Raw genomic sequence first — 25,757 nt, 5'->3', positions numbered from 1 at the left:
GAGCTTTTCTGGAAGAAGACTCATCTTGAACCTTCTTATTTTACATGTATTTTCTTAACAATTTGTGTTTCTCCATCACTTATCTCTAATAAATAAATCCCAGAAGTAATGGTATTAGTAAATAATTCATAATTAGACTGCTCTTGTTTTGAAATACTATTTTGAGCTACTAATTTACCTTCTACACTGTACATTTTATATGATAATTCTTGTGCAGATGACCAATTAATTTGTAGTGTAATTGGGTTATCTCTATGTAAAGTATAATATACCTGAACATCATTTGTATTCTGAGCGATGTTTCCTACATTAACATCATAATTTGTTGTCCCATCTGACGAAAGAAACTCAAGACCAATGGTGTCTATTTCTTCGCCAATAAATTCATCTAAAAAGAATGTAATTCCTGACCATCCATTATCATCGTTTACATTTACAAAGAAACGCGCGTCATCTATAGATTCATTTGCAAAAGAAACCTTTACAATAAGGCTCGTCCCATCATTAGTAACTTGATCATAAATAATATCTATTTTTGTATCTCCAGTAACCAAAAGCTGTGTTTTATACAGCAACAAATCCAAAGGATCTCCTGCATTCAAACTCCCTTGCAGATGCAACGAACTTCCTCCATTATAGGCATTTTCAAAATCCCAAGTTGCAGAAAGTAATCCGTTTTCTGAAAAAGCAAATTGCCAATTTGGAAGAATATCTTGTTCATTCATATTATGCCAAGAAGCACTATTTACAAGTACTCCTTCTTCAAATCTATTAAGTCCGTGACCCGTATTAAAATTAGTCTCAAAAGGAATTTCTGTAATGGTCGAAGCTGCAGGCACCCAATTTGAATACCCTCTAAATCCTGAAGCGTCTACTATTCTTGGGTTTCTATCTGCTCCCGCAAACATATGTCGCTCTTCACTATAAAAATTCGCATAGTCATTTGGATCTGTATTAAATGTAGAATACTCAGCATTATTAAACACACAATTTGGTGCAAATAACCCAAAAGATGTAATTGGAGATGTAGGATCGTCATGCATCAAAGACATCCAGTTATTACCTCCTGTTTGAAAACGCGCTTGATTTCTCCCTGGCCAAACATCTACTCCTGTAAATACTTCAAAAGAAGATCTCCCTATGGTATTTGCTCTGTTTCTTGATGCATTTGGAAATGCCATCGAACTCCAGAAAAAGTTAATAAATATATGACTACTGATACGATCTTCAAATCCATTAGACGTATCACCATCAGTATCGTTTTGCACAAAAACACTATTACTTGTACTAAGCCTGTTTTGCCAATTCACACTACCGTTCAAGAGCATCGCATCATACCACATTACTTCTTTACCTACAGCTTCTACTGCTGTGGTAAGATCTCTTAAAAAATCTTGCATAAGCCCTGCCGTGGTGGAATTTGTGTTGGTCTCTTCATTAATAAACCACCCATCAAATTGGTAATATTGCATAATTTCTACCATAATAGGAACTACAAGAAAATTACCATCACCGTCTTGTTCTAAAAAATTATTTAATGTTGCTGTGCTCCCTCCAAATTGGTTAGGCGCAAAAAAAACATTACCTAATACTTTCACTCCATTACGATGGGCTGCATTTACCCAAGGTGCTGATGGTAATTGAACTGTCTGACTAGCTGTACCCCCAAACCAAACTAATTTATCTATATAGGACCAATTGGTGAAATTATAGAGGTTAAATTGTGATTGCTCTTGCCCGTAATTTCCTAAATTATTCATCCCATCTGGCAAATAGGCAATTTCCATATCATTCGGTAAATCTGGATTTAATTGCGTCTCCGTATTTTCAAAACGTATCGCTAGCGGCTCGTCTGCTATAAGAATGGGATCTGCCGTGGGACCATTTTGCGTCCATTCCTTAAGTTCATCTACAGTTAGAATGTAAGGAGGCTCATTTATAATTTGTGCATTTATATATACACCATATAGTAAGCCTACAAAAAGAGTAATTTTTTTAATCATATCATATATTTTTCAAGTAGCTGTTAAATATATGAATTTCACTCTTTAGAATTGGCTAACGACTATATTTGCTTTCGCGAAATGGTATACTGAGCCTGTCGAAGTAGCTTACTTTTTCACCAGTTTGTCCGTTCCTAAATATCCATTGTCTTTATTGTAGTACCAAGCACGATCTTTAGGCATTTTAATCCCTCCTATTTCCATCTCATCCGTAAGAAGAATATATTCTCCTGTGGTTTCTTCGGGTCCTTTAAAAAACTGATACACTTCCATGGCATATGTAGTAGGATTAAAGTAAAATTGCCAGATATCAGAACCTACTTCTTGATCATAGGTCGCACGAAGCACCAAATACTCTTTCCCTTTAAATGTCTTTTTTTGCACTACAGGATCTATATGGGTTCCAGGGTCCTTAAGTTTCATGGGAAGTCCATATAAATAGGTGTAGTAATTTTTAAACATGGTAGAGCGTTCACAATCACCTCGATGTTTCTTTATGTCTTCTTCAGATACCTTATCACTTCCATTCAATGTAAATGTACATACTCCTTTATCAACTACACGTGTTGTATGATTTCCTTCTATCGACATTGTTAATCTAAAAAACTCATTGGGTAAATCAATTTGCACCTGACTAAATCTAGCAGGTCTGTCTGGCATTTCAAGTTCTATATTCAAAAGTCCAGAAAAGGTTTCCCAATTTCCATTTGGATCGTGATAGGTGATTGCTTTTTCTAAAAGTTGGTTTGCTGTTAGATTTTGACCTGTTGCAGATAGTGCAAATACACCCAACAGGATTGTCAAGATTGTTTTCATGTGGTTGTTAATTGAATATACAATGTATGATTATATTGGAATGATACCAAACCACAATTACACACGTTATCCCTATATGATCAAATATATAGCCTTACTCTTATTCTCAACAAGCCTATTTGCTCAAAACACATCGCCTAAAACCGTTCATGTATTTGTAGCGCTATGCGATAATGCAAATCAAGGGATTGTTTCTGTTCCTAAAACATTAGGGAATGGTCAAAGCCCTAGAACGAACTTATATTGGGGTGCGCTATATGGCGTAAAAACACATTTTAAAAAGAGTAACGATTGGACATTTATCAAATCTATTCCTTCAGAAAATCCTCAAATTTTAGAACGTGTACTTTTTAAACACACCACTACAAACACCTACCTACTCGCAGATGCCTATGATGGAAAACACATCAAACAGACCACTATTGATTTTCTAAAAGCTTCTTCAGGTGATTTTTCTTCGTCTATTACGATAGATGACAAATCAATAGACTTTGGAGGAAAAGCAGATTTAGTGAGTTATATAGGCCATGATGGGCTTATGGAATTTCAATTAGACATTGCTATTACAAAAAATACTTCTTCTACCAAAGACGCTATTATACTTGCTTGTTACAGCAAAGAATATTTTAAACCCTATTTCGAAAAAACGGGCGCGACTCCATTAGTCTGGACAACAGGACTCATGGCGCCAGAAGCTTACACCTTAAAATGGGCATTGGATGGTTGGATTCAAGAAAAAAACGATGCTGAAATACGAGAACTTGCCGCACAAGCCTATAATCACTATCAAAAATGTGGCATGCGTGGAGCTCGTAACTTATTGGTAACAGGATTTTAATTTGTTTTACGTTAACTATGGATTACACACCTTAAAAGGTATTAAAGAAATCTTTATTCCATCCTTTAGGATTTGAGGAAAAGAATGAAGATAACGTGTACTAATACCAACTATTCACCAAAATGCACAACGAGTTAAAAAAGATATCTGCTTTCGCGAAATCGAGCTTGCGAGACCTGCCTGCCGGCAGGCAGATTCACGACCAGGGGGAGAGTGAAACGGTAAAGCGTGCTAATTCAATTTATAATGCACCGAATTTTCCTCTAAAGCATCCAATAACGCCTGAGTTATATTTACCTTCTGCTTCTTACTCGGCATACGGACATATAATTTTTCTTTAGGTTCAAATACCTGAAAATGTAGTTTATTATCGCCTTTATGTTGATCCAAAATCGTTTTTATCTCATGCACACGTGCTTCTGCAATCTCATTAATATCAATATTGATCGTAAGTTTCTTAGCATACGTATCCATTACATCTTGTAATTGCTGGATATTATTAAACTGTGTACGCGGATCACTTCGTCTCCCTGTATCTCTATTGACAAACCCTTCTCGGATAAAAACCTTCGCATGAATAAAGGTATTAGGAATCAAAAAGTGACGTAATTTCAAATACTCTTCACCAAACATTCTGAATTCAAAAGAATCCATAAAATCTTCTATTGTAAAGGCTGCCCAACCTTTTCCATTTTTAGAAATACGATGTTGTACATCGGTAATCACCCCTCCAAAAGTAAGTTCGCGATTTACATAAGCTTCCATGTTATTAAAATGCGATACTGTTGCATTACAGAAGGTTTCCATTTCTGTTTTAAAATCATCTAGCGGATGTCCAGAAATATAGACACCTACCACTTCTTTTTCTCTTCGAAGTTTTTCCATCGTCCCCCATTCTTCACAAGGTGGGACAACAGGTTCTGGAATTTGCACTTCACTTGCTTCTCCAAAAAGACTTACTTGCGCACTATTTTCGTTTTCCTGATGACGCGCTCCGTATTTTACGGCTTTCTCCAAAAACGTAATCCCATCGCCTTCATCATGGAAGAACTGTGCGCGGTGTGTTTCTCCTAATTCATCAAATCCTCCCGCAAGCGCTAAACTTTCAAAGGCTTTTTTATTGGCAGCACGTAAATCAATACGACGTGCAAAATCAAATACAGATTTGTATTTACTTTCTTGTCTATGTTCTACAATGGTTGCTACCGCTCCTGTTCCTACACCTTTTACAGCGCCCATTCCAAAACGAATTGCGCCATTATCATTTACGGTAAACTTCCTAAAGGATTCATTGACATCTGGGCCTAATACTTCAAGTCCCATACGTTTACATTCTTCCATAAAGAACGTAACTTGCTTGATATCATTCATATTATTAGAAAGTACTGCAGCTAAATATTCGGCTGGATAATGTGCTTTTAAATAAGCTGTTTGATAGGCAATCCAAGCATAACAGGTAGAGTGTGATTTATTAAATGCATAGGCAGCAAAGGCTTCCCAATCTTTCCAGATCTTCTCTAGTTTTTCGGCATCATGACCTTTTGCAGAAGCCTGCTCAATAAACTTAGGCTTCATCTTATCCAGTACTGCAATTTGTTTTTTACCCATCGCCTTACGAAGAACATCGGCTTCACCTTTGGTGAAATCGGCGAGCTTTTGAGAAAGAAGCATCACCTGCTCCTGATAGACCGTAATTCCGTACGTTTCTTTTAAGTATTCTTCCATCGCTGGAAGGTCATACTCAATATCTTCTTCTCCGTGTTTACGACGTACGAACGATGGAATATATTCCATGGGTCCTGGACGGTATAAAGCATTCATTGCAATTAGATCTTCAAAAACTGTTGGTTTTAAAGACTGCATATGCTTCTGCATTCCAGGGGATTCATATTGGAAGATCCCTACCGTATCTCCTCGCTGGAATAACTCATAGGTTTTCTCGTCATCCAACGGGAAATTTTCTGGATCGAGATCTACATCATGACGATATTTCACCAACTTCACTGTATCTTTAATCAGTGTTAAGGTTTTAAGACCCAAGAAATCCATCTTAAGGAGCCCCGCTTCCTCAACCACCGAATTATCAAACTGTGTTACATATAAATCAGAATCTTTTGCGGTGGCTACAGGAACAAATTTTGTAATATCATCTGGTGTAATAATGACTCCACAGGCATGAATTCCTGTATTACGCATAGAACCTTCTAGTTCTTTTGCCTTACGTAACATTCTCCCTTCCAAATCATCTCCTTCAGAAAGATTAATCAGCTCATTTACTTTGACCAAATCATCAGCTCTGAATTTCGCTCTAAGCTCTTGTTCACTTTTACCTATGATCTTATTAAGCTTAGACATATTAGGAATCAACTTTGCAATACGATCTGCATCTCCTAAGGGTAAATCTAATGCTCTTGAGGTATCACGTATGGATGACTTTGCAGCCATGGTACCATAGGTGATAATTTGAGCCACTTGATTGGCTCCGTACTTATCAATTACATATTGCATAACACGACCACGCCCCTCATCATCAAAGTCAATATCAATATCGGGCATACTTACACGATCCGGATTTAGGAATCTCTCAAAAAGCAGATCATACTTCATTGGATCGATATTGGTAATCCAAAGACAATACGCCACCACACTTCCTGCTGCCGATCCACGTCCGGGACCTACAGACACATCCATGTTTCGGGCTTCTCGTATAAAGTCCTCCACAATCAAGAAATATCCAGGATACCCTGTCTTTTCAATAACATCAAGCTCAAAGTCTAAACGTTCTATCACCTCTTCAGACAAAGGTTCTCCATATCGTTTTTTGGCACCTTCATATGTAAGATGCCTCAAAAACTTATTCTCTCCTCGTTTTCCTCCGTCTAATTTATCTTCTTCAAATAAGAATTCTTCAGGAATATCAAAAGCAGGAAGGAGTACATCACGAGCTAATTCAAAAGCCTCTACTTTATTGACAACTTCTTGTACATTGATAATCGCCTCTGGAAGATCATTAAAAAGCGCTTTCATTTCATCAGCGCTTTTAAAATAATATTCATTATTAGGCAATCCATAACGATACCCTCGTCCTCGACCCTTCGGGGTTGCTACTTTCTCTCCATCTTTTACACATAACAGAATATCATGTGCTTCGGCATCTTCTTTATCTACATAAAATGTATTATTTGACGCTATCAATTTAATGTTATGCTTTCGCGAAAGCGTAACCAGTACGGGCATCACCCTATCTTCATCTTCTTGTCCGTGACGCATGAGCTCTACATAGAGATCATCTCCAAATTGTTCTTTCCACCAAACTAAGGCTTCTTCTGCTTGTTTCTCTCCTACATTCAAAATCTTACTCGGCACTTCTCCATAGAGATTTCCTGTAAGCACAATCACATCTTCTTTGTATTGTTCTACAACTTTTTTATCAATACGTGGGACATAATAGAATCCATCGGTATAAGCGATAGATGCCATTTTTGCCAGATTGTGGTAGCCATTTTTATTTTTGGCGAGCATCACAATTTGATATCCGTTATCTTTTTGACTTTTATTTGTGTGGTCTACACACACATTAAATTCACAACCTACAATAGGTTTTATGGTTTGTGCTTCAGGGGCATTCCCTTCTGCAATAGCTGCTTCATTTTTTGCTTTTGCGCCTTTATTGTAATTTTTTACTGCTTTTACAAAGTGGAAAGCCCCCATCATATTTCCAGTATCGGTCATGGCAACTGCTGGCATATTATATTTTGCAGCAGCATCTACTAGGTTTTGAATGTTTGTAGTAGATTGTAGAATGGAAAATTGTGTATGATTATGAAGGTGTGCAAAGGCAACTTCTGCCATTTGCGCTTCATTATCTGCTATTTCTGTTTTTGAAATCTCAGGCACTTCATCTTTTTGAAGTGATTTCCTAATCTTCTCAGACGCTTTCTTAAGATTAATATGCTTCAGTCCAATAAATTGGATAGGCTGCGGATTGCTTTGCGAGAAGTTTTCAAAGTAATCTGGTTGTACGTCTAGTTCTTCTTTTGTAAAAACTCGTGTACGAATAAGTTCAAAAAAACAACGTGTAGTTGCTTCCACATCGGCTGTTGCATTATGTGCTTCCCCAAAACCTTCACCAAACAAGTATTTATGCAGCTCTGTAAGTGTAGGCAATTTAAATTTACCGCCTCTACCTCCAGGGATTTGACATAATTGTGCTGTGGTCTCTGTACAGGTGTCTAATACAGGTAATTCTTGAAGGTCGTTAGGAAGTGTTTGTCTATGGAACTCTGCTCCCATAATATTCACATCAAATCCCACATTTTGACCTACAACATATTTTGTTTTTGATAGCGCTATATTAAACTTCTCTAATACTTCTTGTAATGGAATACCATCTTGCGCAGCTAGCTCTGTCGAAATACCATGAATACGCTCTGCATCATAGGGAATGTCAAATCCATCAGGCTTAATTAAATAATCCTGATGTTCTATTACATTGCCCATTGCATCATGTAACTGCCAAGCAATTTGTATTGCTCGTGGCCAGTTATCAGAATCGGTAATAGGGGCATTCCAATTTTTAGGTAATCCCGTAGTTTCAGTATCAAAAATCAAGTACATACGAATGCGTATTTATAACAAAGAAATGTACTAAAAATCTTCAGATAGCGTAGTACTTTTTACAGATGAGTTATTAAATGTTATACACTAAAAAAGGGCCTCGAAATGAAGCCCTTTTTATTAGTATTTTTCACCTGTATATTAGTAGCTTACAGAAAACTCTCCGTCTGTAATTGAAAACCCATCTACTTCAAATACAAAGTTTCCTGACACTTCATCAGCGTCTGTATCATTTGCAACAATCGTTAAGGTTCCTGATTGCGCTTCTAATACTGTATTATTTGATAATAAGGTATAGGTTGCTCTAAAATCTGTACCTGGAGCAATATCATACGTCCCAGGAGGTGTATCTGGCGGAAAAAGCACTGAAATAGATGCTTGTTGTGTCTGACCAGCAACAGTTAAAAGGTTTGCCTCAACAGCAGCGATAATCGTCGGATTGAATATTACTGAATTTACTCTCGCGGTAAATGAATCATTAGTACTCATATCTGGTGTATCTCCTAACTCTGTAAGGATAGGAATCCCAAACATAAATCCTCTACTTAGTGTAATGGTATCTTGATTAGCATTACGTAATGCTGTAAAATTAAATGTTCCAGATACTGTATTATCACCATTAATTTCATAATTCACCTGTCCGTCTGCGCTAGAAGACGCTGTCGAAAACACATTTCCAAACTCATCTGTATACGATGCTATATTTGTATTTGGATTATCCCCACCTAATTCAACTTGCGTCTGATTTAAGGAGTTAATTAATATGTTTATGGTTTGCGAATCAGTATTTCCTTGTATTAAAAGGCTTCCGTCATCATTAAATACGGCTCTGCTATCTGCAGATCTAACAAGAACAGTATCTACAACGGCTTGTAATGCGGGGCTGTTATCTTGAATGTCATTAGAACATGAAAAGATAAACAGGGACAGTAGTAGGATTGGGAATAAGCGTTTCATAATTACATAAATAGGTTTAGTGACAAATGTACTATAAAAAAGTAAATAACGTAATGTAGGCTAAAAAATTGTGTTATCTTTGCACGCCTAATTAAATCTGAGGTCGGGTACCTCAAAAATTAATTCAAATTATGTCAGTTAAAATTAGATTACAAAGACACGGTAAAAAAGGAAAACCTTTTTACTGGATCGTAGCGGCAGATGCTCGCTCAAAAAGAGATGGTAAATTCTTAGAAAAATTAGGAATTTATAATCCAAACACAAATCCTGCAACTATCGAATTAGATGTTGACGGATCTGTAAAATGGTTACAGAATGGTGCACAACCAACTGAAACTGCTAAGCGTCTTCTTTCTTATAAAGGAGCAATGCTTAAAAACCATTTAGCTGGAGGTGTTCGTAAAGGCGCACTTACAGAAGAACAAGCTGAAGCAAAATTTAATGCTTGGGTAGAAGAAAAAGCATCAAAAATTGCTTCTAAAGAAGGAGATCTTTCTAAAGCGGCAGAAGCAGCAAAAGCAGAAGCACTTAAAGCTGAGCAAGCTGTAAACGAAGCTCGTATTGCAGCAGCACAACCTGAACCAGTAGTAGCAGATGCAGAAGATGCACCAGCAGAAGCTACTGAGGCAGCAGCAGACTCTGAAGAGTAATCATTATATTTTTGCACGATGAAGAAAGAAGAATGCTTCTATCTAGGTAAAATCGTACGAAAATATAGTTTCAAGGGGGAGCTCCTAGCAAAGCTAGATACAGACGAACCCGAAATGTATACAAATTTGGAATCAGTATTCGTGGATTTTAACCCGAATCTGGTTCCTTTTTTTATAGAATCTTCTCAACTCCACAAATCTACATTACTACGCTTCAAACTCGAAGATGTAGATACCGAACAAGATGCAGATGATCTGATAGGAGCCGAATTATATCTTCCTTTAGATATGCTTCCTAAATTGGATGGAGACAAATTCTATTTTCACGAAATTATAGGATATACAGCCATTGATGAGAATTTTGGTGAGATTGGCACTATTAAAAACATCAACGACACGACTTCTCAAGCTATTTTTGAAATAGAACGAGATGGCAAGGAAGTACTCATTCCTATGATTGATGATTTTATAAAAAAACTAGATCGCGATAAAAAAACGATCTTACTTCAAGTTCCTGACGGACTTATAGATCTCTACCTATAAGTATATATCACATGGCACAAAAGCCTTTTCAATTCAAGCAATTTACAGTCGCACAAGATCGATGTGCCGCCAAAATAGGGACCGACGGTGTCTTATTAGGTGCCTGGGCATCTATAGACCATAATCCTGAATCTATTCTTGACATAGGCACAGGAACTGGTATTATTGCCTTGATGATGGCACAACGAAGCTATGCCGAAACAATAGACGCATTAGAACTTGATGATGATGCTTATGAGCAGGCAACAGAAAATTTTGAGAATAGTGACTGGGGCGATCGGTTGTTTTGTTATCATGCGCATTTATATGAGTTTGCAACCGAAATAGAAGACACTTACGACCTTATTATAAGCAATCCCCCTTTTTACGAAACACCCTCTCTGCCTTCGGCATCTCTTCCAGAGGGAGAGAACACAATGTCTGAAGCTAGAAAAAAGGCACGATTTGAAGATACAATGCCTTTCGAATTATTAATAGGTGCTGTCGCCAAATTACTTTCAGAAACAGGAGTATTCAACGTCATCATTCCGCATCATAGAGAAGAAGACTTTATTGCATTAGCGTCTAGCGCTCATTTATTCCCAACACGCATCACCCATGTGAAAGGAAATTTAGAGAGTCCTATTAAAAGAAGTATGTTAGCGTTTCAACGTTTGGAACAAATTCCTCACGATATAGAAGGCGACTTTATACGCTTTCGCGAAAGCGTACTCCCGAAAGAACTTATCATAGAATATGCTAGACATGAATATACTGACGCTTATATTGCCTTAGTGAAAGATTTTTACTTAAAAATGTAGAGGTGATATTGGGGCATAGAAAACGTTTTCGTTACATTTGTGTCTACTAAAAATAAAACCATGCGACCAGATCTTTTTGAAGCGCCAGATTACTACAATCTTGACGATCTTTTAACTGAAGAACACAAACTAATACGTGATGCTGCTCGTGCTTGGGTAAAGCGCGATGTATCCCCAATTATAGAGGAAGCAGCACAAAATGCAACATTTCCTAAATCTATTATTCCAGGACTCGCAGAGATAGGTGCTTTTGGGCCTTATATTCCTGAAGAATATGGGGGTGCAGGTCTTGATCAAATCTCTTACGGATTGATCATGCAAGAGATCGAAAGAGGAGACTCTGGTGTACGATCTACTGCTTCTGTACAATCATCTCTTGTGATGTATCCTATTTGGAAATATGGAACTGAAGAACAACGTAAAAAATATTTACCAAAACTTGCCTCTGGAGAATGGATGGGGTCTTTTGGCCTTACCGAACCTGATCATGGTTCTAATCCAGGAGGAATGGTCACAAACTTTAAGGATATGGGCGACCACTATCTTTTAAATGGAGCCAAACTTTGGATTTCTAATTCTCCATTTTGTGATGTTGCCGTAGTATGGGCAAAAAATGAAGAAGGACGTATACACGGTCTTATTGTAGAGCGTGATATGGAAGGTTTTTCTACCCCAGAAACGCACAACAAATGGTCACTACGTGCGAGTGCCACTGGAGAATTGATTTTTCAAGATGTAAAAGTTCCTAAAGAGAATTTATTACCTAACAAATCAGGATTAGGAGCCCCATTAGGATGTCTAGATTCTGCACGTTTTGGGATTGCTTGGGGAGCGATAGGTGCCGCTATGGATTGTTACGATACGGCTTTACGTTATGCAAAAGAACGTATTCAGTTTGGAAAACCAATCGCAGCCTTCCAATTACAGCAAAAGAAGCTTGCTGAAATGATTACTGAAATCACAAAAGCACAATTATTAGCGTTTCGTTTAGGGCAACTTAAAAATGAAGGTCGTGCAACTTCTGCACAGATTTCTATGGCAAAGCGTAATAATGTGGATATGGCTATAAAAATTGCTCGTGAAGCTCGTCAAATCCTAGGAGGGATGGGTATTACAGGAGAGTATAGCATCATGAGACATATGATGAACTTAGAAAGTGTTATTACGTATGAAGGAACACATGATATTCACCTCCTTATTACAGGACTTGATATTACAGGTGAAAATGCTTTTAAGTAAAAACAAATTATATATTAAAAAGCCGAATCTTAATAGGATTCGGCTTTTTTGTTTTTATGAATACTCTTGTTGTTTTTTCTCCACAAGCTCCATTTGTGCCTTCCGCATATCTGCTACCATACGCATTACCTTATTCTGTCTGTATACAAATAAGACAATAAGTGAGATCCCAACAAGCGTACATATTCCATAGATAATCATTCTTCTTTTTTTATCCTCTTGTTGTTCTGCTTTTTCTCTTAACTGTTGTTCCTTATTTTTCTCTAGCATAGATTCAAACGCATGGATATACCCTATGCGAGATAGTGCTGTTTTCTTATTGATATCATTAAGACTATCTACAAGTACTAGCGCATTTTTACTGTAATCAAATGCCATTTCTCTATTACCTGAAGACAAGTATACATCTGCAAGTAATTGTAATGTTTTTGATTTGATATTAATATTATTTTCTTCTTCAGCGAGTGCAACAGCTTTCTGAAAACATAAAATTGCATTTTGATTATCTCCTAACTTATATAATAGTTTTCCCTTAAAATAATGCGCTATCATAGGAACACTATCAGGATCATAAAATGAAAAAGCTGTACTTATCTGTCTTTCTGAAGACGCATAATCGTCGAGCATATAATACACTTCGCTTTTATAGACATGGTTTAATGCCTTTTGATAATCATTTTTAATTTTTTCGGCATAAGCTATTCCCTTATCTAAAAAACCATTTGCTGTATCGTACTCTTCTTTTCTGATATAGACCTCTCCTAGACTTTTATATACTAATGCTAGTATTTCAGATGGCCCTTCCTTTTCAATAAGGTTTTTCTTAACTGAATTAAAATACGTGATAGCCATATCATACTCTTCCATTTCTATAAGGATTTCTCCTAAGTTGTAAATGGCATTTCGAAGAGCTACAGTGTCCTTTTGATGAATAGCGGCAACTCTTGCTTTATCATAATAGACATATGCTTCAGCAGAGTTTTTTAAACTATCTTTATTTATAGACGCAATCTCTTGAAGTATAGAAAGTTTTTCTTTCTTATTATTTATTTCTTCTAGAGTCGCCTTTAGGCGATCCAAGTTATTAGTTTGACAATAACTTGTAATCACAAAGAAAAAACTAACAAAAACGAACCATAAAGTACGTCTTTTACATGTAGAGAAACTCATTATATTCAAACCTTAAGGGGTTAGTTTGTTTGCTTAATATACAAAATAAATAGTTCTAAAAGTGATCCTTTCTTTTTTCTTACAAGAAGCATTAAACATATTTCTAGTTACTTATATAAGAAAACAAACCCTATATAGTCGTACTTAAATAGTTTTTTGCATCTTTACGATATGAACTCTCGTCAACGATTAGATAGGGCTTATAAAAACGCTAAAGTGATTCACTTTAGTAATGCTGATAAAATGGTTTTCTTTTCAGATTGTCATCGAGGTGACAAAAGCTTTGCAGATGATTTTGCCAGAAATGAAAACATTTATTTCCATGCACTTACGCATTATTACAAAGAAGGGTTTACCTATTACGAACTAGGAGACGGTGATGAATTATGGGAAAATAGTTCTTTTGAAAGTATTCTCAGAGCTCATAAAAATGTATATCATTTACTCCAAAAATTTCATCTTGAAAATAGACTTCATTTAATATGGGGAAATCATGATATGGTGTATCGAGATCATAAATACATACAGAAACACCTTACCACCTATTTTGATCCTAAAGATGATAGGGAAGAGATTCTTTTTAACGATTTAAAATACCATGAAGCTATTGTTTTAAAGCATTGTGACACACTACAAGAACTTTTTTTATGCCATGGTCATCAGGCTGACTGGATGAATTATCACGGATGGCGTTTTAATAGATTCTTGGTGAGGGTGTTATGGAAACCATTACAAATATTTGGTATTTCTGACCCCACAAGTCCTGCAAAAAATTACAAAGAACTTATTAAAGTAGAACGTCGTCTAAAGAAATGGATTACGGATAATAAAAATCTTATGACTATTGTAGGTCACACACATAGACCTCGTTTTCCTGAACCTGGCGACATTGCTTTTTTTAATGATGGAAGCTGTGTACATCCTAGGAGTATTACTGGAATAGAAATAGAAAATGGGGCTATCTCATTAATAAAGTGGCATATTGATACACATAGCGACGGGACTTTACGCGTGAGTCGTGTTTTATTGGAAGGACCTCAACAATTAATCGCTTATAAAACTACATAGTTTCAAAACCCAAACTCTTTTTCAACCTCAATATCGCAGGATTTTTCTTGTGCTATCGGCACACCACCTTCTATTTTCCAGTGTTCTTCTAAGAGCGAAGCATAACAAATCTCAATCTTTAAATCCTGAATGCGTTTCTCAAGAATACGAGTCTCTGGTGTCCACTTAAGAAATATCAAGTTTACTTCTTCGCCTGGAGTGATCATTTGTTTTCTTATGTTTCCCGCAGTATTTATAATATTATAATCTATGTTTTGAGCTTCTGGCATTACTGTCTGGAGAACATCAAACCAATCTCTAAAATGTATACTGTCATTAGCTACTTTATACGAATTAATCTTTGCAAGCCCGTTTCCACTATTTTTGAGTACAAAGCCAAACCCTTCGCCATTGTACAACATTCCCATAGTGAGGTATGGATACATCGTTGCTTTTTGCTGAGTACGCATAATACGCATCTCTTGCACAGAGATAAGTAGCGCGCAGGCACTTATAAAAAGTGCGCTGCCAGCTACAATAAGGTTTGTATTTCCTTTTTTCCCTAAGCGTTTTATTTTCTGTAATAATCTCATTAGTCCTCAAATAATTTAACTGTATTCCCTTCGTCTTTTGCTGTTATGGTAATTAAAAGCTTCTTAATTCCTAACTTATTTACTTTATATACTTTGGTTCCCACAGTCCAGCGTTCTTTTTTAACGGCGCCTGGCATCATAGGGAAACCATACCCGAAATGCCCTCCATCTTTTTTAGGTCCTTTTACGACAAAATGATTACGATTCCATGAGTTATTTTTGATTTTAACATCTATATACCTTCCTTTATCATCGCTCTTTGCAAATCGTGACTTTTTTATTTTTCTCTTTACATCTCCTTTAAGTTCTGTGGGTTGATTTATTAATTCTATACGAGCTTCTTCATTGAGCTCCCCATCAATGGTTTGAGACGCGTTCACAATTGCTTTCCCATCTCCCCACATATTGATATATGCTTCTTGTGTTTCTAAAGCCGCAGCATCTACTGTTCCTGCTTCTCCAGAAATACGTGCATACGTTGCTGTTCCACTGGCTTTGATAGTGCCTAAAATGGCTATCAGAGAGACTTCCTGGCGTTGTATATTTTTAAATAGTACGGTTTCATGAACGCCAACTTGTAATCTTTTAAGTAACGGAGCCCCAATCGAGATCTTAATATTTTGAGACGGCTGGATCCATTCTTTTTGAGCTAATTTCATCGTTCCTCCAACAATCTCCGTATCTATCAGGTTTAACAAATTGCTATCTGTTGTTATTGTCATAGTTGCAGTTGCATTCTGATCTATTTCTACATCGGCATATAATGTCATTTCTAGATCTGTAAGGTTATTTACAGGAATTGTAATACTACTAATTTCCTTGTTTCCTTTTACTTGTGCCATAGTGGTCATCCCGACCATCATAAGCAATACATATAGTTTTTTCATTGTTTATTGTTTTTAGTGCGCTCCTGCTGATAGGCAGGTTTGCGAAAGCATTAATTATTTATTTGTTTGTTTTGCATCTGGGTTATTAAAAACACCTTCATATACGAGTGTTTCTGGTTTGTATTCAAAATGAAGTTTTCTATTGTCCTTACCTAGAAGTTCATAGATTCCATTGTGTACGAACTTAAACTCCACGTTACTTACAGCAGTAGTTTGCGATACTGTTAGCTCATAAATTCCATCGCGATTTGTATCTGTAAGAGGTAGTATTTCTTTCCAGGGTGGATTTGTAAACTCTCCTTTTACACCTACTTGAGAGATGGGTTTAACGGCTGTCATATCTACTTTAAAAGTGACTGTTTTAAGATGCTCTTCTTGTACGCAACTTACCAAAGAGATAAGTACAAGACATAGGGTAATTATTTTATATGTTTTCATATGTATTAGTTTAGTTTTTTAGAAATTAAATAGTCTACACCAAAGCGCCCTGATCCTAAGTATGTGTGGTAGATGGCTATCCATAAGAATCCCATTGCTGGCAACATAGCCCATGTACCTTGACTCCACTTTTGCATAAAAATGGCTACAAGCATTGTACATATAATGAGAAAGGAGGCAATTCTTGTTTTAAATCCAAACGCTAAAAAGATACCTCCTACCGCTTCACTAAAAGCACCCATCCAAGCAAAGAAAATGGGCATCATCGCAAAGATGCCTCCGTATTCAGCTACATCTTTTGGAAACCAAGCGGATACTTCAAAAAGAGATAAATTTTGTCCATCGGGCGTCCAAGGCATTCCAAACTTGCTTGATCCAAAATCTACAGAAAGTAATACGCCACATACAAATCGAATAATCGCAAAAGTGAGATCTACAAACCAATGTTTTTGTGTAACTGGCGTAATAAGTATTTTGATTATTTTTTTCATAACGGTTGTTCTTTTGATTCGATAGGTCAAAAGTGCAACCATTAGCTATTTCTCACGCTTCAAAACGTACTAAGACGACTCAAATACGATTTGAGTCGTCTTATTTTGTATTTCAACATATCAGGTGTTTGACATAAACCTCTTATTTATAGAGATTTAATATATTCTGTAGGGGACGTTTGTATAAGCTTCTTAAAAACACGATTAAATGTAGCTTTACTATTAAAACCGCACTCAAGTGCAATACCAAGTAATGATAATTGCTCTTGTTTCCCATCTTTCAGCATTTGCTTTACAGCTTCTACTCGATAGGTATTCACAAAATCGTTAAAGTTTTTACCGAACCCATCATTGATCACTTCAGATAATTGGGAACGGGACATCTTAAGCTTTCGCGAAAGCGTAATTAAATTTAAATCAGGATCTAAATAGGGTTTTTCTTGTTCAAAATACGCACGAACAACCTGTTTATTTTTCTTTACCTCTTCTGAAAGTAAAGGCTCACTAGTGACAGAAACTGAATTAAATGTGGCAGCCGTTGATGCATTAAAATCTAATCCCTTTAGCTTATCTGTATCGGTGATATATCCTTTTATCCCTATATAAATAATCGCAAGTGCATTTAGAAACTGCAACCACCATTTCTGAATCCAACTCAGTTCTGTGATGGTCATATCTACAAGCGTCTGCCCAATATCATATATAAACAATAGTGTATATATCAGTAAAAAGTTACGCATCCAATTAAGTTCTAATGTATACGTATTTGAAAAATATTGCTGGATATTTTTACGATAGGTTGCATATAACTGCAGTGTCAAAACGATATACACAATCATTTGAATATAAGAAAATGCAGATTGAAAAGGATCTACATACTTCCATTGGAAATTCTGAACTAAATATCCATTTTGTGTTTCTGAAAACCCTGGTTGATTAGCATCATAAATAAGAATAACTACCTTAATTAAAAAATAGAGAATGCCTGGCACAAAATGCCAAAGGTGTTGTTTTTTAAAAGTGAAATCTGATACTGTTATACTTTTTACATAAAAATAAATAAGAGGAACAACGATGAGTCCAAAATTAATTAGGTAGTAATTAATCTTTGTATTTCTAAAAGTATCATACCAATCCATAAATCCAATGGTATAGGTGGTACGATGGTAACACGTAATAAGGAGAATAAAAGCTAAAATCAGATAGGATATGCTTTTTTCTTTTTTATATTTTCCGAATAGTAAAAAAGAAAAAACAAGTCCTTGAATCACCAATATAAGAAGTGGTGTACTGTATAAATTGAAATTAGGAAATTCTATAAGAAAGTTGGTCAACACTATCCAAAGTTATAAAAATCTTTGATATAACTCCTGTTTTAAAAAATAAGCTAACTACTCATTTTTTATACTACGTTCATTAAGCTCTTCTCCTACAAGTTTTGTTTGGATATCATGAACTTCTTGAGCCATTTTAACTACCTTAACTTGCCTAGACACTAAAAATACAAGCAGGATAACCCCAATCCCCACAAGTACATAAATAATATTTAAATATTTTTCTTTTTGCTGCATTCGAGACAGCTCTTCTTCTTTTGCTTGTATCTCAGCATTTAGTTTTAGTTTTTCTATTGTATTTGTGTCTTTTGCAACATTCAAATTATCTTTATACATCACAAAGCGCTTATAATGAGCCAATGCTTCTTTATAATTTTCTTTAGTATATGTAATACGATATAATAAATCTGAAGCTTCAGAAATACTTTTGATATCATTTTCTTGTTGAGCAAGCAACAACCCTTTCTTTCCTTCTACTATGGCACTATCTGCTTCTTGTAAAGCAAATAATGTATTACCGCATGAAATATTTAATGAAGGAAATGCTAATCCTTTTTTCTTTGCTAGGTTTTTTGCAAGTTTCAAGTGTTTATTTGCCGCTATATATTTCCCTATTTTATATTCTGTCTCCCCTAGATTTGCATAATCAATAGCCATCCCAACACTATCTTTATTTCGGGTAGAAATCTCTATTGCTTTATTAAAAAAAGTAATCGCTTTATCGTATTTTTCTTCTGTAAAATATAACGCAGCAATACTACTATTGATCACACTGATGCTTCGAGAATCCTTAAGCCTTTCAAAGATGAATAATGCTTTTAAGTAATTTTCAATGGCTAAACCCGTTTCACCTGTTTCTGTGTGAATTAGACCAAAATTAAATAAGGCTCTTCCTTCTTTATCAGGAAGGCTATACTCTTTTGCTATTTGATATGCTTTTTGGTTATAATAATACGCACTATCAATATATAATTGGGAGTTATAAAAAGAAACAGAAATTTCGTTGTACAGATTTGTTTTTTCTATAGGATATTCTATCTCCTTTAGAAGCAACTTTAAACTATCCACTTTTGACTCTTGAGCTACACTAGCAGATAAAGTAAATAGCATACATAATGCACATACGCATCTATATACTGAATTCATTGTTTGGGGCTGTTAATTCTTTTAAATATACAAAATGTATCTAAACACGCTAAGAACCGTTCAACTATTTTTTAAAAGCATCATAATGAAGTCTTTAAAGACGCATCTAATATTAGCTTTCTGGTGCTAATCGTACTTTAAGTCCTTCTAATGCTGTATCCATATGTATTTGACAGCCAAGTCGGCTGTTATCTTCAACATAAAAAGCTTCGGCAAGCATCGCATCTTCATCATCAGACATTTCAGGCAACTCATGATCACTCTCTACATAACATTGGCAGGAAGCACACATCGCCATGCCTCCACAAACACCTATGGTTCCTTCTGGTGCCAGTTCATAAGAACGCACTATTTCCATAAGGTTCATATTCATATCTATAGGTGCTTCTACTTGATGTGTAGTGCCTTCTCTATCTGTAATATGTATCGTAATATCTGACATGTTAAATACCTATTAGTTTAATAATCCCAAAAATAACTAACAATACAATATAAAGTAGTATCAAAAATATACCGAAGTATAAAAACTTTGCAAGAAATCCTTTTGCTTTGACTCTCTTTTTATATATCCCTGTTTTTGAAAGTACTAAATGAAGAAAGAAACCTCCAACAATAACAATTACAAAGAAGCCAATAATACTAGCCGTACTAACCTCAGCATTTGTAATAATTTGATCCATTACTCTATAGCTTTTACAACAGCTTTGGGTGCTTCTTTTTTACTTCCATCAAATCCAGTAACACCCCCTACGGTTGTATATTTCATAACATATCGCTTATCAGGAAAAATACGTTGGTAAGCACTCTGACACATGAGTGTAGCTTCGTGAAAACCGCAAAGAATAAGTTTTAACTTTCCAGGATAGGTATTTACATCTCCAATAGCATAAATGCCAGGGATATTGGTTTGGTAATCAAGGCTATTATTTACTTTAATGGCATTTTTTTCAATCTCAAGTCCCCAATCTGCAATAGGCCCTAATTTAGGAGCTAATCCAAATAATGGAATAAAATGATCTACTTTAATTTCTTTTTCTTCTTCGCCTCTTTTTACCGTAACACTTTCAAGGTGATCATTTCCAGAAAGCGCTATAATTTCTGCAGGCGTAATCAAGGTAATCCTTCCTTGGTTTTTTAATTCTTGTACTTTTTCAACACTATCTAACGCTCCTCTAAATTCATTACGACGGTGTACTAACGTTACTTCACTTGCTACATCTGATAAGAAAATACTCCAATCTAATGCGCTATCTCCACCTCCAGCAATAATGACTCTTTTATTTCTATAAAACTCAGGATCTCTAATAATATATTCGACTCCTTTATCTTCAAAATGAGTAATGTTTTCTAGAATAGGTTTACGCGGTTCAAAACTTCCCAAACCTCCTGCTATTGCAACAACAGGCGCATGATGTTTCGTCCCTTTATTTGTCGTAACAATAAAAGTATCGTCTTCTTGTTTTTCTATAGTTTGTGCACGTTCTCCTAATGTAAATCCAGGTTGAAAAGGTGCAATCTGTTTCATGAGATTGTCTACCAAGTCTCCTGCAAGTACCTCTGGAAATGCAGGAATATCGTAAATAGGTTTTTTAGGATAAATTTCTGAGCATTGTCCTCCTGGTTGTGGCAAGGCATCAATAAGGTGGCATTTTAATTTTAAAAGTCCGGCTTCAAAAACAGCAAAAAGTCCTGTGGGACCTGCTCCTATAATAAGTATATCTGTTTTAATCATTGATTTTTGTTACGTACGCTTTATCGTTACACTCTCCCTTTTGGTCGTGAATCTCACTAGTTCGATTTCGCGAAAGCGGTTTTACAAACACATCTCTAGTAAGGCTATCTCTAAGCTTCTACATTAATAACACTTTCAATCTGAGGGGCATGCTTTTTTATAGTCATCTCTACACCACTTTTCAATGTCATTTGATTTACAGAACATCCAACACATGCGCCTTCTAATTGTACGCGAACTGTTGTACCCTCATCAATACCAAGTAAGGTAATATCGCCTCCGTCACTTTGAAGAAATGGTCTGATTTCTTCAAGTGCATCTTCTACTTTTTGAGTTAATTCTTGATCTGTCATACCCTAGTTTTTAACGGCACTACACCCTGCCATTGTTGTTATTTTAATTGCTTCTGTAGGAGGCAAGTTTTTATTACGGCGTACAGTTTCTTCTACTACGTTTCTTGTAAGTTCTTCATACGCTTCAGAAAGTGGCGATCCAGATTGTAATGCTGCTGGACGTCCAACATCTCCTGCTTCTCTAATACTTTGTACTAATGGAATTTCTCCTAGAAGTCTTACTTCTAAATCTTCTGCAAGATTTCTTGCGCCTTCTTTTCCAAAGATATAATACTTATTATCTGGCAATTCTTCTGGTGTGAAGTATGCCATATTCTCTACAATACCTAATACAGGTACGTTGATACTTTCTTGCTGAAACATAGCCACTCCTTTCTTTGCATCTGCAAGGGCTACTGTTTGAGGTGTACTTACAATTACGGCTCCTGTAATAGGTAATGATTGCATGATACTCAAATGAATATCTCCCGTTCCAGGAGGCAAGTCTAATAATAAGAAATCTAACTCTCCCCAAGCAGCATCAAAAATCATTTGATTCAATGCTTTGGCAGCCATAGGACCTCTCCACACAACAGCTTGATCTGGTTTTGTAAAAAAGCCTATAGACAATACTTTTACTCCATAATTCTCTACAGGTTTCATCTTAGACTTACCACCTACATTTACAGAAAGAGGGCGTTCATCTGGAACATCAAACATAATAGGAATAGAGGGACCGTAAATATCGGCATCTAGTACTCCTACTTTAAAGCCCATTTCTGATAAGCTTACAGCAATATTTGCTGTTGTCGTAGATTTACCTACACCACCTTTACCAGAGGCAATAGCTACTATATTCTTAATTCCTGGAATCTGTTTTCCTTTAATCTCCACCTTTTCTTTAGGAGCAGGAGCATCTACTTTTAGATTTACTTTTACTTGGGCTTTTTGTTCCACCTGATCATGGATAGCCTTCATAATTTCAACTTCTGTTTTTTTACGAGCTTGTAGTGTTGGGTTCTTAATAGTAATATCTACAATAACCTCATCTCCAAACGTAAGGACATTAGTTACTGCACCACTATCTACCATATTTTCTCCAGCACCAGGAACAGTTATTGTTCGTAATGCTTCTAAGATATCTTTCTTATTCAGTTTCATTTCTTTTTGTACTATAATTAGTCTAAAATCACTAAATCTTACTTAGACTAATTCTAAATGCAAAGATACCTCATAAAGTATGAAGTACAAAGTCCTTTCTATGGCTCAAAAAGTTAAGTATATGTGAATACACACTAGTGTTTCGCACTCTCGATGGTCATGAATCTGGCTGCCGACAGGCAAGTCTCACAAGTACGCTTTCGCGAAAGCGTACTATAAAATCATCACATCTAAAACCAACTTTAACACATATACAGGTACATTTTCACAAAACACAGGCAACCTTTTCAAAAACAAAAACGTCTTTTAAGTATATCATTCATCCTTCTCTTTTAAAAAAGACATATGTATTCAATCAAAAACATCAATCCATTTATCACTTCTTTAGGTCTAATTATACTCATTACAATTATCTTTTCTTTACCAATAGATGCCTTATTTTCTGATGATTATTTTTCAGAATTTCAAATTGAATATATCATATTAACATTAAAAATGTCGTCCCTTTTTGTAATAGCATTTATAGGTATAAAAAAAGTAGCTATATTATCATTAAGCGGACTCTCACCAAAAAATCCATGGTCTTTTAAACTCCTTAACGTAATCCCTATATATCTTTTTGCTCTTGGAATCCTATCTTTTATAGGAAATGACCTTACACACATACAGATCAGTAATGTCATTTTACTATTTATAGCGTGTATGGCAGTTGGTTTTGCAGAGGAGTTTATTTTTAGAGGATTGTTAGTTCCGCTTTTTATTAAAAAATATCGCTATCACAGAAAAGGAATCTTTCTAAGTATTTTCTTTTCTGCCTTATTTTTTGGACTCTCACATTTGATCAATTTGTCTGTAAATGAAAATGTTCCTCAGGTAATTGCTCAAGTGATCTTTGCTACTTTTATGGGAATATTCTTTGCTTCGATTTTATTAAAAACAAATAAGTTAATTCCAATAGCTATAACACATGGACTTATAAATTTCTTTTTCCTTTTTGGAACCCTACCTGCTATAAACAGTAATTCAGAAGTCACTACACAAAGTCTATCTGAACAAATAGCGGAAGCCATCCCTTCTATACTTTTATTTCTTCCTTTACTAATTGTAGGGCTTATTATCTCAAGAAAAATAAATAGAGATCGTACGCTTAAAAAATTACCTGCTCAAGGCAATCAAAAAGTAATCAAACTGTAACTAAGTAGTAGGGTGAAAAATGACAAGTATATAAGATGTATACTAGAAGAAGGTTACTCCAATCCTAGTTCTACAACAGGATCCCAGAAGTATTTTTTAAAGTTTACTACTTTATCATCTTCTACCTGAATACCTTCTTCTGCTAGCATTTGCTCCATAGCATTGCTACTTCCAAAATGCATTTTACCAGTAAGCATGCCTACTCTATTTACAACTCGATGTGCAGGAACATCTGGGTGTTTACCCGCTCCATTCATTGCCCATCCTACCATACGACTACTGCGTGCTGCACCTAGATATTTTGCAATGGCGCCATAACTTGTCACACGTCCATAAGGAATGAGTTTTGTAACGGCATATACTTTATCAAAAAAGCTTTCTGTTTCTACTGAGTATTTCATTCGAAGTAAACGGTTCTTATTAATGTAATAATGACTAATACTAGCATTAATGCTGCCATGAAATAGTTAGAATATTTTGCAAAAGAAGCACTTCTATTTTCAATTCTTGCAAAGAAAACTACATATAGATATAAGGTTGTAAATGTTCCCAATACGGCCGCTGCGATAAATACGCTTATTGCCATGACATCATATTCTACTTTTCCACTTACATTTAGCGCTGCTCCTAATGCACAGAAATAAGGAATTGGTAATACATTGAGTACAGAAACCATCATTCCTTTACCCAAACTTCTAATTCCTGCATGTTTAGGGGCCTTTACTTTTTTTACGCGACTGCGTTTAGCTTTTATGAAAAAGAAAATAGCCATGATTAAAAAAATAACCAATCCTGTACGAAGCAACATATTACGCACATATGGATTTCCAAAAATATACCGTGCTAATAAAATAGCAATAAGTGCCTGAAAAGCAACCACCAACGAAGCTCCTATCGCTACGAGAAGTCCATTATTTTTACCATGCTGAACACAGGTCTTTGCAACAGACATATTGATAAGCCCAGGAGGAATCACACCTGCTAATGCTGCAAAATAAGTAATAAAAAAGAGTTTGGTTGTTTCCAAAAGTCCTGAACTATTTGACTCTAAATTTAATATAAGTTATTGGTTTTCCCTCTTCAAGATATTGTTTTTCATAAAATGTTTGTATTCCCACTACTTCTTCGGGGGAATATTCATTCTTATACACATTATGATTTGCATGTAATATCTCATGACCTTCTCCATGTAAAAGCCCTAGTGTATACCCATGCATAAACTCAGAATCTGTCTTCAAATTAATCGTTCCTTCTGGTTCTAATATCTGCTTATATTTTTGCAAGAATTCTGTATTAGTCATTCTATGCTTAGTGCGTTTATACTTAATTTGAGGATCTGGGAAGGTAATCCATATTTCTGCTATTTCAGCTTTCGCGAAAGCAAAATCAACAAGCTCTATTTGTGTACGCATAAATCCTACATTGGTTAAGTTTTCTTCCAATGCGGTTTTGGCGCCTCTCCAAAAACGAGCACCTTTAATATCTATTCCCAAAAAGTTTTTATCTGGATACCGTTGCGCTAATCCTACAGAGTATTCACCTTTTCCACAACCTAATTCCAAAACAATAGGCTTATTATTTTTGAAAAAGTCTATTTTCCACTTACCTTTAAGGGGGAAACTTCCATTCACCAACTCCTCACGAGTAGGTTGAATAACGTTACTGAAGGTTTCGTTTTCACGAAAACGCTTTAATTTATTTTTACTTCCCAAAGTACTATTTAATATTTTGGTAAAATTAAGGAAACTTTTAGTAGATATAAGAGTTTG

26 protein-coding genes are annotated in these 25,757 nt (G+C 35.7%); 7 read left to right on the top strand and 19 right to left on the bottom strand.

Annotated features, from left to right (window positions below):
* Window positions 1-35 precede the first annotated feature (35 nt).
* The gene (locus Q1A60_RS07630) at window positions 36-2,003 is read right to left on the bottom strand and encodes a T9SS type A sorting domain-containing protein (RefSeq protein WP_299763901.1); all 1,968 of its coding nucleotides are present in this window, start codon (window positions 2,001-2,003) and stop codon (window positions 36-38) included.
* A gap of 108 nt (window positions 2,004-2,111) precedes the next feature.
* The gene (locus tag Q1A60_RS07625; protein WP_299763903.1) at window positions 2,112-2,819 is read right to left on the bottom strand and encodes a DUF6503 family protein; all 708 of its coding nucleotides are present in this window, start codon (window positions 2,817-2,819) and stop codon (window positions 2,112-2,114) included.
* Window positions 2,820-2,895: 76 nt separating this feature from the next.
* Here Q1A60_RS07625 and Q1A60_RS07620 point away from each other — a divergent pair, with 76 nt between their 5' ends.
* A complete protein-coding gene (locus Q1A60_RS07620; protein ID WP_299763905.1) occupies window positions 2,896-3,657 on the top strand; it encodes a hypothetical protein in 762 nt (253 codons plus the stop codon).
* Window positions 3,658-3,888: 231 nt separating this feature from the next.
* Here Q1A60_RS07620 and dnaE read toward each other — a convergent pair whose 3' ends face one another.
* Both dnaE and Q1A60_RS07610 read right to left on the bottom strand, forming a co-directional pair.
* Entirely contained in the window at window positions 3,889-8,274 is a 4,386-nt protein-coding gene (gene dnaE / locus Q1A60_RS07615) for a DNA polymerase III subunit alpha (RefSeq protein ID WP_299763907.1), read from the bottom strand.
* A gap of 141 nt (window positions 8,275-8,415) precedes the next feature.
* Window positions 8,416-9,231 carry a DUF6252 family protein gene (locus tag Q1A60_RS07610; RefSeq protein ID WP_299763909.1) on the bottom strand — a complete coding sequence of 272 codons (816 nt, stop codon included), beginning with the start codon at window positions 9,229-9,231 and terminating at the stop codon, window positions 8,416-8,418.
* A gap of 131 nt (window positions 9,232-9,362) precedes the next feature.
* Between Q1A60_RS07610 and Q1A60_RS07605 the strand changes: the two genes are divergently transcribed.
* Genes Q1A60_RS07605 through Q1A60_RS07590 form a run of 4 tightly spaced genes read left to right on the top strand, consistent with a single transcriptional unit; the run spans window position 9,363 to window position 12,463 of the window.
* Complete coding sequence (locus Q1A60_RS07605; protein WP_299763912.1) at window positions 9,363-9,881, top strand: 30S ribosomal protein S16; 519 nt, start codon at window positions 9,363-9,365, stop codon at window positions 9,879-9,881.
* 18 nt (window positions 9,882-9,899) lie between these two features.
* On the top strand, window positions 9,900-10,424 hold the full coding sequence (gene rimM, locus Q1A60_RS07600; RefSeq protein WP_299763914.1) for a ribosome maturation factor RimM: 525 nt from the start codon (window positions 9,900-9,902) through the stop codon (window positions 10,422-10,424).
* Between the two features lie 11 nt (window positions 10,425-10,435).
* Window positions 10,436-11,224, top strand: a complete 789-nt coding sequence (locus tag Q1A60_RS07595; protein ID WP_299763916.1) for a methyltransferase — start codon at window positions 10,436-10,438, stop codon at window positions 11,222-11,224.
* Window positions 11,225-11,284: 60 nt separating this feature from the next.
* Window positions 11,285-12,463 carry an acyl-CoA dehydrogenase family protein gene (locus Q1A60_RS07590; RefSeq protein ID WP_299764389.1) on the top strand — a complete coding sequence of 393 codons (1,179 nt, stop codon included), beginning with the start codon at window positions 11,285-11,287 and terminating at the stop codon, window positions 12,461-12,463.
* 54 nt (window positions 12,464-12,517) lie between these two features.
* Here the strand turns inward: Q1A60_RS07590 and Q1A60_RS07585 are convergent, their stop codons facing one another.
* Window positions 12,518-13,543, bottom strand: a complete 1,026-nt coding sequence (locus tag Q1A60_RS07585; protein ID WP_299763919.1) for a tetratricopeptide repeat protein — start codon at window positions 13,541-13,543, stop codon at window positions 12,518-12,520.
* Between the two features lie 261 nt (window positions 13,544-13,804).
* On the opposite strand from Q1A60_RS07585, the gene Q1A60_RS07580 reads away from it, so the two are divergent.
* Window positions 13,805-14,701, top strand: a complete 897-nt coding sequence (locus tag Q1A60_RS07580) for a metallophosphoesterase family protein (RefSeq protein ID WP_299763922.1) — start codon at window positions 13,805-13,807, stop codon at window positions 14,699-14,701.
* Window positions 14,702-14,703: 2 nt separating this feature from the next.
* On the opposite strand, the gene Q1A60_RS07575 is transcribed toward Q1A60_RS07580, so the two are convergent.
* The 11 genes from Q1A60_RS07575 to Q1A60_RS07525 all read right to left on the bottom strand — a co-directional run bounded on the left by Q1A60_RS07575 (window position 14,704) and on the right by Q1A60_RS07525 (window position 22,794).
* Window positions 14,704-15,273 (bottom strand): hypothetical protein, encoded by a 570-nt coding sequence (locus Q1A60_RS07575; RefSeq protein ID WP_299763924.1) that lies wholly within the window; start codon window positions 15,271-15,273, stop codon window positions 14,704-14,706.
* On the bottom strand, window positions 15,273-16,160 hold the full coding sequence (locus tag Q1A60_RS07570) for a DUF2807 domain-containing protein (protein ID WP_299763926.1): 888 nt from the start codon (window positions 16,158-16,160) through the stop codon (window positions 15,273-15,275). Before Q1A60_RS07570 ends, Q1A60_RS07575 begins: the two co-directional genes overlap by 1 nt.
* 54 nt (window positions 16,161-16,214) lie before the next feature.
* Window positions 16,215-16,598 carry a hypothetical protein gene (locus Q1A60_RS07565; protein WP_299763928.1) on the bottom strand — a complete coding sequence of 128 codons (384 nt, stop codon included), beginning with the start codon at window positions 16,596-16,598 and terminating at the stop codon, window positions 16,215-16,217.
* 5 nt (window positions 16,599-16,603) lie between these two features.
* Window positions 16,604-17,089, bottom strand: a complete 486-nt coding sequence (locus Q1A60_RS07560) for a DoxX family protein (protein ID WP_299763930.1) — start codon at window positions 17,087-17,089, stop codon at window positions 16,604-16,606.
* Between the two features lie 146 nt (window positions 17,090-17,235).
* Window positions 17,236-18,426, bottom strand: a complete 1,191-nt coding sequence (locus Q1A60_RS07555; RefSeq protein WP_299763932.1) for an AraC family transcriptional regulator — start codon at window positions 18,424-18,426, stop codon at window positions 17,236-17,238.
* Window positions 18,427-18,480: 54 nt separating this feature from the next.
* On the bottom strand, window positions 18,481-19,569 hold the full coding sequence (locus Q1A60_RS07550; RefSeq protein ID WP_299763934.1) for a tetratricopeptide repeat protein: 1,089 nt from the start codon (window positions 19,567-19,569) through the stop codon (window positions 18,481-18,483).
* A gap of 112 nt (window positions 19,570-19,681) precedes the next feature.
* Complete coding sequence (locus tag Q1A60_RS07545) at window positions 19,682-20,011, bottom strand: 2Fe-2S iron-sulfur cluster-binding protein (protein WP_299763936.1); 330 nt, start codon at window positions 20,009-20,011, stop codon at window positions 19,682-19,684.
* 1 nt (window position 20,012) lies between these two features.
* Entirely contained in the window at window positions 20,013-20,249 is a 237-nt protein-coding gene (locus Q1A60_RS07540) for a hypothetical protein (protein WP_299763939.1), read from the bottom strand.
* Window positions 20,249-21,301, bottom strand: a complete 1,053-nt coding sequence (locus Q1A60_RS07535; RefSeq protein WP_299763941.1) for an NAD(P)/FAD-dependent oxidoreductase — start codon at window positions 21,299-21,301, stop codon at window positions 20,249-20,251. The genes Q1A60_RS07540 and Q1A60_RS07535 overlap by 1 nt, the downstream gene beginning before the upstream one ends.
* A 110-nt stretch (window positions 21,302-21,411) precedes the next feature.
* Window positions 21,412-21,654, bottom strand: coding sequence for a NifU family protein (locus Q1A60_RS07530; RefSeq protein ID WP_299763943.1), 243 nt, complete (start codon window positions 21,652-21,654; stop codon window positions 21,412-21,414).
* Between the two features lie 3 nt (window positions 21,655-21,657).
* Entirely contained in the window at window positions 21,658-22,794 is a 1,137-nt protein-coding gene (locus Q1A60_RS07525) for an Mrp/NBP35 family ATP-binding protein (protein WP_299763946.1), read from the bottom strand.
* A 345-nt stretch (window positions 22,795-23,139) separates the two neighbouring features.
* On the opposite strand from Q1A60_RS07525, the gene Q1A60_RS07520 reads away from it, so the two are divergent.
* Entirely contained in the window at window positions 23,140-23,988 is an 849-nt protein-coding gene (locus Q1A60_RS07520; protein WP_299763948.1) for a type II CAAX endopeptidase family protein, read from the top strand.
* Between the two features lie 53 nt (window positions 23,989-24,041).
* Here Q1A60_RS07520 and Q1A60_RS07515 read toward each other — a convergent pair whose 3' ends face one another.
* Genes Q1A60_RS07515 through trmB form a run of 3 tightly spaced genes read right to left on the bottom strand, consistent with a single transcriptional unit; the run spans window position 24,042 to window position 25,700 of the window.
* On the bottom strand, window positions 24,042-24,389 hold the full coding sequence (locus Q1A60_RS07515; protein WP_299763950.1) for an MGMT family protein: 348 nt from the start codon (window positions 24,387-24,389) through the stop codon (window positions 24,042-24,044).
* Window positions 24,386-25,015: a LysE family transporter gene (locus Q1A60_RS07510; RefSeq protein ID WP_299763952.1), complete on the bottom strand. Its 630-nt coding sequence runs from the start codon at window positions 25,013-25,015 to the stop codon at window positions 24,386-24,388. The genes Q1A60_RS07515 and Q1A60_RS07510 overlap by 4 nt, the downstream gene beginning before the upstream one ends.
* Window positions 25,016-25,025: 10 nt before the next feature.
* The gene (trmB, locus tag Q1A60_RS07505) at window positions 25,026-25,700 is read right to left on the bottom strand and encodes a tRNA (guanosine(46)-N7)-methyltransferase TrmB (RefSeq protein WP_299763954.1); all 675 of its coding nucleotides are present in this window, start codon (window positions 25,698-25,700) and stop codon (window positions 25,026-25,028) included.
* Between the last annotated feature and the right edge of the window lie 57 nt (window positions 25,701-25,757).

The organism is uncultured Dokdonia sp. (genome assembly GCF_947492535.1).
Lineage (GTDB): Bacteria > Bacteroidota > Bacteroidia > Flavobacteriales > Flavobacteriaceae > Dokdonia.
Note: the sequence above shows the minus strand (reverse complement) of the source record. Positions and strands in the feature narration are given on the sequence as shown.